The organism is Okeania sp. SIO1H4, assembly GCF_010672695.1.
GTDB lineage: Bacteria > Cyanobacteriota > Cyanobacteriia > Cyanobacteriales > Microcoleaceae > Okeania > Okeania hirsuta.
Map to the genome: position 1 here is coordinate 34474 of NZ_JAAHGB010000053.1, position 16072 is coordinate 50545.

14 protein-coding genes and 1 pseudogene are annotated in these 16072 nt (G+C 37.0%); 11 read left to right on the plus strand and 4 right to left on the minus strand.

Annotation, left to right across the window (positions count from 1 at the left end):
- The first annotated feature begins 933 nt into the window (after positions 1 to 933).
- From F6K06_RS25185 to F6K06_RS25200, 4 genes and pseudogenes are all read left to right on the plus strand, one after another.
- A complete protein-coding gene (locus F6K06_RS25185) occupies positions 934 to 2469 on the plus strand; it encodes a hypothetical protein (RefSeq protein WP_287243452.1) in 1536 nt (511 codons plus the stop codon).
- A gap of 174 nt (positions 2470 to 2643) precedes the next feature.
- A pseudogene (locus F6K06_RS25190) lies at positions 2644 to 3126 on the plus strand (Uma2 family endonuclease); the annotation flags it as partial.
- Positions 3127 to 3180: 54 nt separating this feature from the next.
- The gene (locus F6K06_RS34260; RefSeq protein ID WP_339379482.1) at positions 3181 to 4182 is read left to right on the plus strand and encodes a pentapeptide repeat-containing protein; all 1002 of its coding nucleotides are present in this window, start codon (positions 3181 to 3183) and stop codon (positions 4180 to 4182) included.
- A gap of 33 nt (positions 4183 to 4215) precedes the next feature.
- The gene (locus F6K06_RS25200; RefSeq protein ID WP_240039066.1) at positions 4216 to 5136 is read left to right on the plus strand and encodes a 2-keto-4-pentenoate hydratase; all 921 of its coding nucleotides are present in this window, start codon (positions 4216 to 4218) and stop codon (positions 5134 to 5136) included.
- Positions 5137 to 5734: 598 nt separating this feature from the next.
- On the opposite strand, the gene F6K06_RS25205 is transcribed toward F6K06_RS25200, so the two are convergent.
- Together F6K06_RS25205 and F6K06_RS25210 are read right to left on the minus strand one after the other, a co-directional pair.
- A complete protein-coding gene (locus F6K06_RS25205; RefSeq protein WP_240039067.1) occupies positions 5735 to 6082 on the minus strand; it encodes a DUF4258 domain-containing protein in 348 nt (115 codons plus the stop codon).
- Positions 6083 to 6413: 331 nt separating this feature from the next.
- Positions 6414 to 6692 carry a hypothetical protein gene (locus F6K06_RS25210; protein WP_124145962.1) on the minus strand — a complete coding sequence of 93 codons (279 nt, stop codon included), beginning with the start codon at positions 6690 to 6692 and terminating at the stop codon, positions 6414 to 6416.
- Between the two features lie 314 nt (positions 6693 to 7006).
- Here F6K06_RS25210 and F6K06_RS25215 point away from each other — a divergent pair, with 314 nt between their 5' ends.
- Complete coding sequence (locus F6K06_RS25215) at positions 7007 to 8155, plus strand: tetratricopeptide repeat protein (protein ID WP_124145963.1); 1149 nt, start codon at positions 7007 to 7009, stop codon at positions 8153 to 8155.
- Positions 8156 to 8871: 716 nt separating this feature from the next.
- Here the strand turns inward: F6K06_RS25215 and F6K06_RS25220 are convergent.
- Both F6K06_RS25220 and F6K06_RS25225 read right to left on the minus strand, forming a co-directional pair.
- Positions 8872 to 9294: a globin family protein gene (locus F6K06_RS25220; RefSeq protein ID WP_124145964.1), complete on the minus strand. Its 423-nt coding sequence runs from the start codon at positions 9292 to 9294 to the stop codon at positions 8872 to 8874.
- Between the two features lie 32 nt (positions 9295 to 9326).
- Positions 9327 to 10349 carry a globin family protein gene (locus F6K06_RS25225; protein WP_124145965.1) on the minus strand — a complete coding sequence of 341 codons (1023 nt, stop codon included), beginning with the start codon at positions 10347 to 10349 and terminating at the stop codon, positions 9327 to 9329.
- 571 nt (positions 10350 to 10920) lie between these two features.
- Between F6K06_RS25225 and F6K06_RS25230 the strand changes: the two genes are divergently transcribed.
- From F6K06_RS25230 to F6K06_RS25255, 6 genes are all read left to right on the plus strand, one after another.
- The gene (locus tag F6K06_RS25230; RefSeq protein WP_124145987.1) at positions 10921 to 11229 is read left to right on the plus strand and encodes a hypothetical protein; all 309 of its coding nucleotides are present in this window, start codon (positions 10921 to 10923) and stop codon (positions 11227 to 11229) included.
- Between the two features lie 553 nt (positions 11230 to 11782).
- Positions 11783 to 13510: a succinate dehydrogenase/fumarate reductase flavoprotein subunit gene (locus tag F6K06_RS25235; protein WP_124154492.1), complete on the plus strand. Its 1728-nt coding sequence runs from the start codon at positions 11783 to 11785 to the stop codon at positions 13508 to 13510.
- 170 nt (positions 13511 to 13680) lie between these two features.
- Positions 13681 to 13821, plus strand: a complete 141-nt coding sequence (locus tag F6K06_RS25240; RefSeq protein ID WP_161564616.1) for a hypothetical protein — start codon at positions 13681 to 13683, stop codon at positions 13819 to 13821.
- Positions 13822 to 14166: 345 nt separating this feature from the next.
- Positions 14167 to 14493, plus strand: coding sequence for a DUF433 domain-containing protein (locus F6K06_RS25245; protein WP_124145967.1), 327 nt, complete (start codon positions 14167 to 14169; stop codon positions 14491 to 14493).
- A 539-nt stretch (positions 14494 to 15032) separates the two neighbouring features.
- A complete protein-coding gene (locus F6K06_RS25250; protein ID WP_124145968.1) occupies positions 15033 to 15698 on the plus strand; it encodes an HAD family phosphatase in 666 nt (221 codons plus the stop codon).
- A gap of 181 nt (positions 15699 to 15879) precedes the next feature.
- A complete protein-coding gene (locus F6K06_RS25255) occupies positions 15880 to 16008 on the plus strand; it encodes a hypothetical protein (RefSeq protein WP_287308891.1) in 129 nt (42 codons plus the stop codon).
- The last annotated feature ends 64 nt before the right edge of the window (positions 16009 to 16072 follow it).

The following is a 16072-nucleotide window of genomic DNA, read 5'->3' on the forward strand; positions in this document are numbered from 1 at the left end:
AACTGATGAACTTCCCATAGACTATGAGATGATAGTCATCATAGTTAAGATTTTCAATTTCTAAAATCAATGAAAGAGTATTAATTCAAATTATTGTAGTTATAACTATATCCTACCTCCTATTATTTAGTACAAAATAGGTTGTAGGTATTCGACTAATTTTAATTTGTCTTACAAAGAAGGTGAAAAAATCATCAATTCCTCAGTTTTTTCTTAGTAGCTGTATAAATTCGGGTAACTATAATCCGAATTTTTTTTGTCAATCTTAGGTGAGCATAAATAAACGCAATATTAGAAGGCGGGTTTTTAGAACTCATATCATGTCCGCTGGGGCGCGTTCGTGTAAACCCAAAGGTGAATATCTACAGGAAATTTAAGTTTTTTTCTTGCTCTTAAGTATTCTTGCCTGTTCCCTGTTCCCAGCTCCGGTGTTCCCTACCCTTGCTATACAATACCGATGCTACCGGACATGATATCAAACGTGCTTTACATCAAAGCTTTTGGTTAAACCCGCCCCGACAATTTTTTTAACGTTTAATTAGACCTACCTACTTAGCAGTAGGTTCTTTGGCGTTTGACAATCAAATTTGAGTGAAAAGGGAGTAGGGAGCAGGGAGTAGGAAATAAACGAATGTCCGCGCACTATTTATTTGCGTAGCACTATACAATTTATTCTTAAACTATACTGAAAGACTAGGTATTGACCGAATAGCTAATCAATAATTATATCAAGTCTTATTAATTAGCCAAGGGTAAAAATGTTCTTCTCTGTAGGCGAGAATATTTTTTCGGTGCGGAATTCTGCGCAAACAAATTTCCCCTTGTTCCCTACTGCTCCCTACTCCCTAAATTTTTTATTGTGGTTATTCAAAGAGACATGATATTAGGTGTTATTCTGTTTATTTGTATGAGGAAATAAATTTAATTATTGTTATGAACAAAAATTATACTTCACACAAAAAAATTAAAGCAAAAAAAACCTTATATAATAGTATATTAGGCACTTTATTTTGCCTAGTAGCAAACCCATTATTTTGGTATCAGCAACCAGCTCAAGCACAAACAGATAATTATTGTCGGTTGTCACCAGAAGCGATCGCTACAAAAGAAAACTTACGTCAAGCAGTCTTAACTGGAAACAAAGAAGCAGAAAAACAATATCAGGATATCTTGATTCAACACGGTAGAGAAGTAAACAACTGTCGCCTGAGAAACTGGCCAAAAACTCAAGGCATATGGTTGCGACTATATCCTTGTGATGCTAGACCAGGAGAAATCGACAGAATACTCGACCATGTAGTTAATAAAGGCTACAATCAAGTTTACATAGAAGCTTTTTATGATGGACAAGTGCTTCTTCCCGCAGCAAATAACCCCACAGTTTGGCCGTCTGTACTGCGCGTCCCTGGTTATGAAAATGTCGATCTATTAGCTGAGAGTCTCAAAAAAGCAGGCGTTCGTGGTTTGCGAGCTTATGCTTGGGTATTTACCATCAACTTTGGCTATACTTACTCTCAACTACCCAACCGCCAACAAGCTTTAGCTCGCAATGGTAAAGGTCAAACAACCCTTGATGTGATTCCAGACAATACGAGTTTGCACGACCAGTTAGGAGCAAGTCATGCTTTTCATACATTCATTGACCCTTACAGTCCAGAGGCACGTCAAGATTATGCAGTTATGATTAATGAGGTACTTAAACGTCAACCTCAAGGTGTTTTATTCGACTACGTTCGTTATTTGCGTGGAGTAGGACCAGACTCTGTAGCGGATGAAGTAAAAGATTTATGGGTTTATGGTGAAGCTTCTAGGAAAGTTCTATTGCAACGGGCGAAAAATGAAGCAGGAAAGGAATTACTCACAAGATTTTTAGACAAAGGATATGTAACTTCTGGAGATATTTCTGCGGTTTCTTACAAGCAAACTCCTAAGTGGCAAAATTTCTTTTCACCTGCTACTACTGAATCTGCTACTGGTAGACTACCGAAAGGAGGTTCGGGACGACAAGTTTGGGAATTGAGTGTTGCTCATGCAGCTCAAGGAATACTTGACTTTCTCAAAATGGCGACTAAACCAGTGAAACAAAAAGGTCTTTCTGCTGGTGCTGTATTTTTCCCTGGTGGTAACAAAAGGGTACGCGATAATGGGTTTGACTCTCGACTCCAACCTTGGGATCAATTTCCAGCTTCAATGGAATGGCATCCCATGTCTTATGGAACTTGTGGCGATCGCAACCCCAGTTGTATTGTTTCAAAAGTAGAGAGAGTGGTAAGTATGGCACCAAATGGGGTATCAGTTATTCCGGCGATCGCTGGAGTTTGGGGACAACCTGTTACTGGTCGCCCTTCCTTGGAGATCCAAATGCAAGCTATTAGAAGAGCAACTCCTCAAATTAATTCTATTAGTCATTTTTCTTATGGTTGGCAAAATGTGGAAGAAACCCGCGAACGTAAGTCTTGTCGGTTGTGAAAATAGAATTACAGCGCTTCCCGCTGTAATCAGATCATATAGTGGGCAAGATGCCCGCACTACAAGGTTTTCACTATTTACCTTGTACATCATTTTCCGGTAGGGAAGTTGCATCCAACGTCCCGACCTGCTAAATTAAGGGAACACAATTAATTTTCCTTGGTAACTGAAAAGATGACTCCAGAAGAATATCTAGCATGGGAAGAAGAGCAACCCGTAAAATATGAATATATCAATGCCAAAGTCTACGGGATGACTAGAGAAACTCTTTCTCATAATGACATTGCTCTCAACTTAGCGTCTGCTTTAAAAAGTCACCTGCAAGGAAAAGGTTGTAGAGTGCAAATCGCAGATACTAAAGTCGCAGTTTCCAGCAATGGTTCCTTTTTCTACCCCGATGTAGTTGTAAGTTGCGATCCACGAGACACAAAATCTAGAAATATTATCTATTATCCCTGTTTAATTGTAGAAGTTTGATCATCAAGTACAGAAAATTTCGACCGCGCTCAAAAATTCCAATATTATCGTCAGATAGAAAGTCTCAAAGAATATGTTCTTATTGACTCAGAAAAGATATGTATTGAATACTATCAAATTAATGAAAAAAATAAATGGGAACTTACTACTTATTCTCTTGAGGAAATAGCTGATAGTCAACAGGAATTTTCGCTTAAATTAGAAAGCATTAATTTTGAATTTACTACTTCTTTATTGTACGAAAATGTAGTTTTCCCAGAAAAAATAAATATTGAAGAGGAAGGAATAGAAAATCCGAAACAACAATATATTTCTTCTCCTCAAGACGTTCAATCTCCTGAAAAAGAAACTCCTGAAAAACAAACCAGACCAATCAGACGTTTTGCAGATTGGTGGGAAACAACTGCTATTGAGAAATTTGTAGAAGATATAGACTATTTGTTAACAAATTTCGCAATTTTAAATGTTGTTGGTTTGCTTGCCAATATTACTCTTATTGTTAGTTTAGTGAGCTGGTTCACGGGGCGTGAAGAACGAAAAGAACAAAGACATTTTTCTAGCTGGAGTATTATTAATGAAGGTCAAAGCGATAAATCTGGGGTTGTGACAGCTGCAGTAGAACGATTAAATAATGAAGGATTTTCTTTATCTGGTCTAAAACTTAATAAAACTAATCTCCATGACGCTAACCTCAGTGGAGCTAGACTATTTCAAGCTGACCTCAGTGAAGCTACACTCAGTAGGGTTAAACTGACTAAAGCTAACCTGGTTTTAGCTAACCTCAGTAAAGTTTTCTTCATTGGAGCTGAGCTCAATGAAGCTTACCTCAATGGAGCTAACCTCAATGGAGCTAACATGATTGGAATTAAGTTCACTAAAGCTAACCTTGGTGGAGTTAACCTTAGTGAAGCTGACTTCGATTCAGCTAACCTTGATGGAGCTAACCTCCGTGGAGCTTACCTTTTTAATGCCAAAAACCTCCGTAATGCACAAATAAAATTAGCCTGCAATTGGAAAGAAGCAACTTATGTAAAGAGTACAATACAAGAAAACAATATAGACACACTATTTGAAGACAATATCGACACAATATCTGAAAAATTAATAGACACTAGAAGATTTGAATTTCAATGGATTCCTGAAGATAAGCAAGCTAAACAAGAGAGAATAAAGGAAATTGAACAAGATAAAGATTCCGACCCTGAAAATCTTCCTGATTGTTCTCAATGGGAGTAAAGACTGACAAAACCTTATTAAAAACTAAAAATTATGCACATATCTAAATATCTTATTTTACTCTTAATCTCCTTACTTTCAGCCTGCACTTTTGAAACATCAAAAACATCATCGGAAACAGAAGTATCGGATAAAAATTCTACATCTATAGTTACTCAAAATAGTGATTCTCAGCTAGTAAAAAATCTTGTAGAAAATTACCTGACAAAAACTCCTGTTGACACTGCAACAACCTTAACTATTCCTCAAGCAAAACAAATTCAAAAGCAATTTATAACAGAAATTAGTAAAAATTTAGGTGAAATAGTTGGCTACAAAGCAGGATTAACTAATCCAAATGCTCAACAACGTTTTAATGTTTCTCAGCCTTTGCGAGGTGCTTTACTCGAAAAAATGTTCCTCGAAAGTGGTGCTGTTATTCCAGCTAAATTTGGCAGTCGTCCAATAGGCGAAGGTGATTTAATTGTTAGAGTTGGAAGTGCAGAAATTAATAATGCTAAAACTCCTAGAGAAACTTTGAAATATCTTGATGCAGTAATACCATTTATTGAATTACCAGATTTGGTTTATAGTCAAGATGTAAAATTAGATGCACCTACTCTTTTAGCTATTAATGTTGGGGCAAGAGCTGGAGTTTTAGGTAATCCTATTCCTTTAACAGATACTGATGAATGGGAAAATCGTTTAAAGAATCTAAACCTAGAAATTTTAGATGAAACTGGTAAAGTATTAGTATCAGGAAATAGCAGTTCTTTATTAGGTAATCCACTAAATGTTGTTCTCTGGATTAAAAATTCTTTACAAGCAGAAGGTAAACAATTAAAAAAAGGGGATTTACTTTCTTTGGGGAGTATTACAAATTTTTTTACTATTAAATCAAATACTACTATCCGCGCTCAATATACAGGTTTAACTCCAAATGAAACCGTAGAAATATTTGTGAAGTTTGAATAGTATAGCGCTACGCGCAGGCAACAGGGAATAGGGGGAATAATTGCCAATAATATAAGACTTTTAGCTATTAGACAGTTCCTGTAATTTGTAAATATGCCAGCGCACATTGCTATATGACAGAACGAAGAAGTAATATCAAATCCGGTTGAACACTTATTATATAGTTGAGAGTAGGAGACCCACCCTTCGCCCCTCCCCCTCCCAGGAGGGGAAAATGGGAGATTAAATAGACATCTCCAATAATAAAAAATCAAATCAATTATCATACTCTTATTTATCAATTATTTCCCTGTACGGACGTTGCATGCAATATCCCTACTCCCTCTTTTGCGGAGATGTCTAGTATTGAAGTAATAATAGAATTATAAACAGATATTATATAAGCGGATTCTATGTGCAATTAACCTGATTTGATATAATAAGGAGTAAATAACGTAATATTTTTCCTTCTTCCTTCTTCCTTCTTCCTTCTGCTATAAATAATTTTCTCACCCAACATTTTAGCCTACATAAAATAGTAGTGAGTTGGGTTGAGTAAGGTAAGTTTGCTGAATGAATGTAAACTTTTTAAGCTCATAAATTAGCAATATATCAACATCTATCTATGAACTTTTCGCTTCGTTTTATTATGCCAATAAGCAGTCATAATTTTAGGTTCTGGAAATCCATGAACACAAACAACTCGCAATCCTCGCAGCACATCTATAAACCTTTTATAAGGAGTTCTGCATAAATTCTTATCAGTCAAAGTATAAGTGACTGCCCCATAACTAAATTGTCTATTACCATAAATTATGGCAACTTTCATCATCGATAAACTAATAGCACGTTGTTGTTGTCGGCGTTCCAAATGATTAGTATCTTTAGGATTATGTACAGCGCTAATACAACCTAATTTTTGAATATTTTTGTCATTTTGAAGCACTAGACTGAGTTGGTGATTCATGTTCATTGTCCTTATTTAGTAAAGTTACTAGGTAAATCACAAGCAAAAAATTAAGCATGGTTTAATTTAATTGATGTCTAGAAATAGACTAATAGTTCAGCACAAAAAAGAGATATGGAACAGCTTGTTTACTAAGAGCTTTTGTGTAGCTATTCCAGACAATTTTCTAGGTAAGTTTTCAGTGGGTTGAGAAATAAATCCCGGTAAAAACCACATAGAATAAATACACTGTTTTATCCTTGATTAGGCAGGAGGATTAATAGATTTTTCTTCCGAAGTAGTTATACCCTTAAACCCAGCTTAACAAAGCCTACAAAATTAGCAAGTTATACTACATTCTGTAATTGCCAAAAATAGGCCACTGGTGCCAATATTTCATCACTTCATTAGGTTCAAACCAAGTTTTCGCAGAGCATGGCATCAGCCGTATCGCCTCTTGAGGAGTAGTGATAATCGACAAAGCGTTGTTGAGTCTGAGGCCATATTGACGATTCATTGCCCTACAATAAGCTACCAGTGGGAAGAGTTTGTCAGCAAGAGGTTTGATTTGATGAACAGATTGAAATTCTATAATGCGCAGGATGAGGTAGAAACTGGCAACACAGTCCACTCTGCCGGAGTAACACTCATATTAATGGAAAACATAGCCTTCTACAAGTTTAATTTCGTGAATATTTTCTAAGAAAGGTCAAAGTTTATGTCAATAAGTTTCGATAGTGGGGGGACAGGAGATGGGTTTATTTTCTTTTTTATGCCAGGGAATAGGCCACAGGGAACAGCGGTGCGACCCCGCGGGGCGCGACAGACGCACCTGGTAGCGCACCAACAGAGGTAATAGTAGGAAAAATATTTCCCTGTCTTAAGTTTTTCAAAGCGGTGATATGATTAATAATTTCTATGAACATTTAATATTTCAGACTGGCCGTGTACAAAAAAACAGTATCAATATTTAGTAGTTTAGTAGTGGCCATAATAACAGCCACTATTCCTTCTGTTGCCTATGGGGTTGCTTGTCAAAAAACATCTGGCATAAAGACCTACATTTATCCTGGCTGTGGGGTCAAATTATTGGCTCAAAATCAATCCGTGAGTTCTAACTTAGACAAACTACTACGCCAGGGAAGAGCGCTAGCGGATGCAGGTAAATACCAAAAAGCTATCACAATATATCAACAGGCAGCACGTTTAGACCCAAAAAATGCACAAATATATTCTGGTATTGCCTATTTAGAAGCACTCCAAGGAAATTTTCAAGCTGCAAGTCAGTTTTATCAACAGGCGATCGCTATTGAGCCTCATAAAGCAGATTTTCAATATGGTTTGGGATATAGTATGGCTAAGTTAGAAAACTATCAGGCCGCAGTTGAAGCTTATCGCCGTGCTTCTTTACTTGACCGCAATAATGTTAATGCTCATTTAGGATTAGGTGCTGCATTGTTTCGTCTAGAGAAATACAATGAGGCGATCATTGCATATCAAGTAGCAATTCAATCTAATTCTAATAATGCTGAAGCTTATGCCTCAATGGGTTTAACATTACTGAAACAGGAACGTTTTCCTGAAGCATTAGAAGCACTTCGAGAAGCTGTTAGATTATCACCGAGAGATCCAGGAGTGCAAATCAAGTTAGGAACTGCTTTATTATCTACTGGAGATATTAATGGTGGTTTAGCTACTCTAGAAGTAGCTTCTCGTCTAGGACCTCGAAATGGAGAGATTCAGTTTCAAATTGCGGAAATTTATAAAGCGCAAAATAATCCTCAAGCTGCTTTGAAATTTTATCAAAGAGCTGCTTATGCTAATCCCGATCTAGTGGAGGCTAAGTTTGCGGCAGCAGAGATACTTTTAGAAAGCCAGGATTATTTACAAGCAATAATTATGTTTCGGCAAGTAATTAAGAAAAATCCCGATCGTGCAGATGCTCATTATAAAATGGGGTTAGCTCTTCACCGTCGAGAGCGCGTTCGAGAAGCCAGAAAGTCTTTTGAAAGGGCATTAAAATTGTTTGAGAAACAGAATAATTCTGAAGGTAAAGAAAAAGTGGAAACTATGATGACGGAATTGGAAAATTAATTAGGGTTTGCGCTTCACTAGTCTTTTAGTAGGGGTAGGAGACAGCTATACTGGAGACAGGAGACAGGAGACAACCCACCCCTAACCCCTCCCAGGAGGGGAGAAATGGATCGGGAGCGAGGAGGTAGAAGTAAGAATTGTCAATTTGGGATTTTTCTGCCCAACTTATGAGCCTAAAATACTAACTTTTTGAGCGTTTTAGACGTGATACCAGGCACTTTTTTTCAACTTCAAACAGCTAATATAGAATCCGGGTAATTAGTTATCGTATCGCTCTAGGAGTCAGGAGTCAGGAGTCAGGAGTCAGGAGAAAGAAAAGATTGAAATAGCATGAATTTTTAAATTTGTATTCAGTAGAACATCTGTATTAAGAGAAAGTAATTTTGCAATTACTGTATAACCGGATTCTATATAAAACCTTTATTTATCAATGCTTTAGAATCTAATGTTTTAGCAAAAATAGAATCTTCACCTACTAAATTAACAACTATAACTGCAATAATGACGGCGATAATTACTACATATATTTTTGGCAATTTCCAGAAAATATTAATAATTTGTGTAAGTATTTTTTTGAGTTTTGCTGTTGCTTTTTCAGCAGAATATTCTTGATCTGACTGTTCTTTTTTTTGCTTAGTTTTAGTTGTTATTTTTTGTCTAGTTTTTGGAGTAGACAGAGATTTTTTTTCTTGTTCAGAAGTGGGTTGTGTCGTTGTTTATTCTACTTGTTTGGGAAGTGGTGTTGGTGTTTTTATATAACCTGCTCCTTCAAACATGAATCTAGTAATCTGACCGAGTGCATATACCCAAGCTGTCTTAACTTCGGGATTCCAGTCTTCCTGGAGATACTGTTTTAAAGTTTTCAGTATAGTTTTTCCCACTAAAGGGTAATGTTGTTTGAGAGTGCCATAATTAACGTGACGAGCACCGAGGTCGCGTAATACTTTTGCTAAAGCTTCTGGGTGGCGCAGACTTTCTACTACTAAGACTATAGAATTAAGCAACTTTTTTTGTTGATTTTCCATATCGGTATTAGCAAATAGTGGTTTTGCTTCTGGATATGCTGCAAATAGGTTTTCATAGAAACTGGCAGCAAATTCTGCGCTACGGGGTTTAATTTTTTCAAAGCTCGTTTCAATAACTTCTACCTGTAATTTAGAAGATGATTTTGTTAATGGTGCTTTCTATAAATTATTTTTATTTTTGGTGGCGAGGTAGTTTCAACTTCTGTGTTTGAAGTTTCTGGAGAATACCCTGCACCCTCAAACATCAATTGCACAATTTGTTCGTAAGCAAATACCCACGCATTCTTGACTTCCGAATTCCAATCTTGCTGAAGATACTGTTCTAAAGTCTTCAACAATGCTTCCCCAACTAGAGGATAATGTTGCGGAAGAGTTCCATAATTAATATGACGGGCACCGAGAGCGCGCAATACTTGTGCTAAAACTTCTGGGTGGCGCAGACTTTCTACTACTAACACTAAGGAATTAAGCAACTTTTTTTCTTGCTGTTGTATATCAGTATTAGCAAATAGTGGTTTTGCCTCTGGGTATGCTGCAAATAGATTTTCATAGAAACTGGCGACAAATTCTGCTCCACGGGGTTTGATTTTTTCAAAGCTGGTTTCAATGAGTTCTATTGGTGAAGTAGGGGTTGACTGTGGGGGTGGAGGTTGGGTTGCTATAGCTTGAACTTCGGTTGCGGTGTTCTTGATTTCGGGGTTTTCCTGGGTCTTGGTTTCGGTTTCTGTAGTGTTCGTAGTGGGCGATCGCTCTGTCTCCGATGGATAGTTTGCACCTTGCAACATCAATTTTGCCATTCCACCATCAGCATATATCCAAGCTGCTTTTACTTCTGGAGTCCAATATTCCCCAAGATACTGCTTTAATGTTTTTAGTAGTGCTTTAACTACGAGGGGATAATGTTGTCGTAGCACGCCATAATTAATGTGGCGACTGCCTAATGCTTGCACGACTTCTTTTAGTATCTCTGGATGACGCAAATTTTCGACTACCAGTATCAGAGCATCCAGCAATTTTTTTTGTTGCTGTTGTATGTCAGTATTAGCAAACAGTGGTTTTGTCTCTGGATATTCTGCAAATAAGTTTTCGTAGAAACTGGCTGCAAATTCATTAGTATAAAGTTTAATTTTATCAAAACTTTGTTCTATAATTTCAATTTTTGATTGCATTTTTTATGTAAAATTTAGATATTAACTATTGATTATTATAGATAAAATTTTTCAGTATCAAATCATACCAAATCCAGTTATAAAAAGCTAATTTATCCAAATCATTCTAACCCTTCTGCCCTCTGTCTTCTGCTTTATCTTCACAATAAATATCTCTTTTAAACCGGATCTAGTATTACACATTAACTTGTAATGCTTCTGCCAGAAATTAAGGATAGCTTGAAAGAGAAAAATAGAAATCTCCGAAAATTACACATCTAGATCATTTTTTGTGTCTTTTTTTATAAATTTTCTTCCTGATTCCCAGATAAGCTGTTGTCTACTTTTGCAAAAAGTCTATTCTTTTTCAGAGATGTCTAATGTAGATAAAAAAAAGATAAAAAAGATTTAATTGTTACTTTTGTAACAACTATATTATTTTACAGTTAAAAACTGTAAAGTGTTGTAACAATTACGATTTTGATCGTAATAAATTTTACTCTAGTTTGACAGTTAGTCTAACCTATAAATTACTATGGTTTGACAATACGTCTAACTTATTAATTTGAGGTAATGCAACGAGGTAAAAATGATGAATAATTTGCAAAAATATAGTATCCGATGCACGCTCACTTTCGGTGACATTTATGGCCAAATTATTGTTTGGTTAATAGTAGTATTCTTAAGCATAGCTGGAGGAGTTGCCCTTTGGACTAGCAGTAGCCAAGTCTATGCTCTAGGAGCTATTGCTTTAATCGTGGTTTTGTCTCTACCCTTCCTACTTTTTGCTTTTGTAACTACCCTATTAAATCATATTGAAGTACTTTCAGTAGAACCTAACGAAGAAGAAGAGTCTCAAACGTCAATGTCTGGTCAGCAAGCAGCAACTTCTCTAGGTTAAATGTTTTGTAATAAGCATTCAGCGGTCAGCGGTCAACTATCAGCTAGTGTCCTATGGTCAGAACTGCGTTATCAGCTTTATTACTTTTAGTGGACAATTTAAGCTTGTTGTTCTTGTGCTTCAATTCTTTGTTCAAAAATGTAGTAGAAGTTAAGCAAATACTTGGTTCATTCATTAAAAAGCTGAATACGAGCGCATTCTGCAAGAAATGCTTACTGACTTTGAATTTAGCAACACCGAAAGCTAGAGTCCTCATTTAATTCGAGGCACTTAAAAAGTTAAAAACCTGCCTGCTTAATGACACAGGTAGGTTTTTTATCTCAGAAAAAAGTACTGATAACTGATAAATGAAATGACCTGTCAGAAAATGATATAAATACCTTTTTTTAAATTAGACATCTCTAATAATAAATTAAAAATAAAATCAATTATGGAACTAGATATATAAATTATTTCCCCCTACTCCCTACTCCCTACTCCCTACTCCCTTTTTTCTGGAGATGTCTATTTGGTATAAAATAATAAAAGCATAAAACTATTAGAGATTTACTTAATGTTAGAACACGACGTAATAATAGTAGGTGGCGGACTAGCAGGCAGTCGCGCTGCTGTAGAAATAGCTCGCAAAAATCCTAGCTTAAATGTAGCAGTTGTTGCCAAAACTCACCCCATTCGTTCCCACTCGGTAGCAGCTCAAGGTGGAATAGCGGCTTCCCTCCAAAATGTAGATCCAGAAGATAGTTGGAAAGCTCATGCTTTTGATACTGTAAAAGGTTCGGACTATCTAGCTGACCAGGATGCAGTAGAAATTTTGGCAAAAGAAGCGCCAGATGTAATTATCGACCTCGAACATTTAGGGGTATTATTTTCTCGGTTGCCAGATGGTCGCATTGCTCAACGTGCTTTCGGCGGTCATTCCCACAACCGCACTTGTTACGCTGCGGATAAAACTGGTCACGCTATTTTACATGAATTGGTAAATAACCTCCGTCGTTATGGGGTGCATATTTATCAGGAATGGTATGTAATGCGCTTGATACTCGAAGATGGTCAGGCAAAGGGCGTGGTTATGTACCATATTCTGGATGGTGAAATTGTTGTGCTGCGAGCAAAGGCAGTAATGTTTGCCACTGGTGGTTATGGTCGAGTATTTAATACCACTTCCAATGATTATGCTTCTACTGGCGACGGTTTGGCAATGGCAGCAATGGTTGGCCTTCCTCTGCAAGATATGGAGTTTGTACAGTTTCATCCTACAGGTTTATATCCAGCAGGAGTTTTGATTTCGGAAGCGGTGCGCGGTGAGGGTGCTTATCTGATTAATAGTGATGGCGATCGCTTTATGGCAAATTATGCTCCTAGTCGCATGGAGTTGGCACCCCGCGATATTACTTCCCGTGCTATTACTTTGGAAATTAGTGCTGGTCGCGGAATTAATATGGATGGTACTGCGGGTGGTCCGTTTATTTATCTCGATCTACGGCACATGGGACGGGAAAAAATTATGAGTCGAGTACCGTTTGCTTGGGAAGAAGCACATCGTCTTTTAGGTATTGATGCGGTGAACAAACCGATGCCAGTTCGTCCGACTGCTCATTATTCTATGGGTGGCATTCCTACTAATACTGATGGTAGAGTTTGGGCGAGTGCTGATAGTTTGGTGGATGGGTTATTTGCTGCGGGGGAATGTGCTTGTGTTTCGGTACATGGGGCGAATCGTTTGGGCAGTAATTCTTTGTTGGAATGTGTGGTTTATGGGCGACGGACTGGGGCAGCGATCGCTGAGTTTGTGGAAGGTCGCAAATTACCGGATATTGAGGAAGAACCTTATATTCAGGAGGCACGAGAACAAATTCAAGGGTTGTTAGACCGTTCGGGAGAATATCGTATTGATTTTTTACGGCAGCAGTTTCAGGATACGATGACTGAGCATTGCGGTGTATTTCGTTCTCAGAATGTGATGCAAGAAGGGTTGGAAAAGTTGAAACAGTTGCAGGAGCAATATCAGGAAGTTTATTTGGATGATAAAGGTAAGTTGTGGAATACGGAGATTATTGAAGCATTGGAGTTGCGGAGTATTATTGTGGTGGGGGAGACAATTTTAAGTTCGGCGTTGAGTCGTCAGGAAAGTCGTGGCGCTCACAGTCGGGAAGATTTTCTGCAACGAAATGACGAGCAGTTTTTACGGCATACTTTGGCATATTATTCGTTAGCAGGAATTGATATTAGTTATCGACCTGTGGCAGTTACTATGTTTGAACCACAGGAGCGGAAGTATTAAGTAGGATTTTAGGAGTCAGGAGTCAGTCCTCAGGAGTCGTATGGGAATGGCTTTAATACCATTTTTTAGAAAGTCTTTTAACCAGACTTACTGTTTGTAAAGTTGTTTTTTCATGCATGGTATTACCAATGGATAATGGATAATTGATAATTGATAATTAGGGTTTGCGTATGGAAAGTCTTTTTGTTGGGGTAGGAGACAGGAGACAGGAGACAGGAGACAGGAGAAATGGGAATTTAAAGGAGGTAGGAGTAAGAATTGTCCCAAGATTTTTCTGCCCAACTATGCGGCTAAAATACGTTCCTTTTTGAGCTTTTTCCGCTGAAAAGTTGGCACTTTTTTAGACCAAAAAATGCTAAAACCTTTATCTTTCAATGCTTTGATATTTAATCAGCAAGCCCTAATTATATCATGTCCGGTTGAATAGTTACATTTTGGAGGAAGGAAGGCAGAAGGCAGAAGGCAGAAGGCAGAAGCTTTTCTGCCATTTTTACCTTTATTTTATACACAAACGATGCTACCGGACATGATATTAGAGATTGTTTTCATTATCCATTATTCATTGTTCATTATTCATTAATGAATTCTTCTTGCTTCTTACTTCTTGCTTCTTACTTCTTACTTCTTGCTTCTTCCTTATTAGTAACAAAAATATTATGACAATTTCAATTGCAGCAGAACCTATTCCTTTAACAATAAATACGGATGGTGTAGTCCTAGTTGCCGGAACACGAGTTACCCTAGATACAGTTGTTTATGTTTTTCAACAAGGAGCAACAGCAGAAGAAATTTGTTTGGCATATCCATCATTAAATTTAGCAGATGTTTATGCAGTGATTGTCTATTATTTAAGGCATCAAGAAGAAGTAGAAAAGTATTTACAGGAACGACAAAAAATAGCACAAGAAGTACGTCGAAAAAATGAGGCGAAATTTGACCCCCAAAGAGTACGCGATCGCTTACTTAAACGTCACAGATTGTAAATTTTGCTGCTTTTTTTTCCTTTTTATTTACTGATTATCAGTTACACTATAAAGGTTGTTTTCTCCACAGCAACTCTTCCTTTAATAGAAGTTAATTTATCATAGAAAAAGCCACCATAAAGTTCAGAGTCTAAATTAGAGATTCCGGTTTCTACATAAGATTTATCATTTTCTTTGTGGGTTTAATACCCCACCGTCAACGGGGGTGTTCAAAATTACTTGGGGTTAGAATCCCCATGTAATTTTCCTCCTGTCTCCTGTCTTCCCCTCCTGGGAGGGGTTGGAGGTGGGTTGTCTCCTGTCTCCTTCTTCAATTCTATCCATTTCATACCTTATTTTATTCAGATATTAGAATTAAGTTGATACAATGATAGTATCATTTTGTTAAATAACCGTTCAGTAAGAGGGCTAAAATTCATATAAATCAATACTTTTAAGCTTTAATTGCCCCTCATTGCACGAACCTTCGATCTAGATTTTCTCTGAGAAATTCAATTTTCAGTTCAGACCTCATAAAGTAAACACTATCTATATAAGAGATGCTAAAAGCAATTTTGTTTGACCTAGATGGCACCATAGTTAATACAGACCCCTTGCATTTCCAGGTATGGAAAGAAATTTTAAATAATTACGGAATAGTAATTGACCATAACTCTTATAAGGAAAAAATTAGTGGTGGAACTAATCCCACAATTCTGAAAAAATTACTACCACACCTATCAACTACAGAAGTAGAAGAACTAGCAGATTATAAAGAAGCTAAATTTCGAGAAATGGCTACAAACTTAGAACCAATGACAGGATTATTAGAATTTATTGCATGGGTAAAAAAACAAAAACTTCAGAAAGCGGTCGTGACAAATGCACCTCCAGAAAATGCTGAATTTATGTTAGATGTTTTGCAGCTAACAGATACTTTTCCATTAGTAATATTAGGTGGAGTAATGACTGTCGCAAAACCAGATCCTGCACCTTATAAATTATGTTTAGAAAAATTGGAAATTTCCCCGGAAGAGGCAATTGTTTTTGAAGATTCTCGTTCTGGAATTAAGTCAGCAGTCGGAGCAGGAATTTACACAGTAGGAGTTGCTTCTACCCATGAACCTGAATCTTTATTAGAAGTAGGAGCGAGTATTGTTATTAATGATTTTAGTGATGAAAAATTACAGCAACTTTTAGATATAAGGAAGTTCCAAGGAAACTAAGGTTATGATGGCAAAGATAAATCCTTAGTGACATAAAAGCTAAAAATGTTTATTTCCAACTTGATTCGGCAAGGGGTCTCCCGTTATAATCTGCGATTTAACAGGAGGGGAATTGCCGAGCTGCAAATTAAACAGGTTTCGATTGCTGTTCAAATGTAGCACTAAAGAGTAGTATAAAATTATGATAATTACTCATTGCTACAAAATTAAGCCCACTACTGAACAGTCAGTCAAAATAGATTATATCAAATCCGGTAGCATCGGAGTAATTAAACCTGAATTTTCGGCCACCAATGGTACTGGGTTATAGCCTTGATTGCAAATTGCTGTGTTAAAAGAACTTGACAACGCTCAAACAGAATTTCTTCTAACTC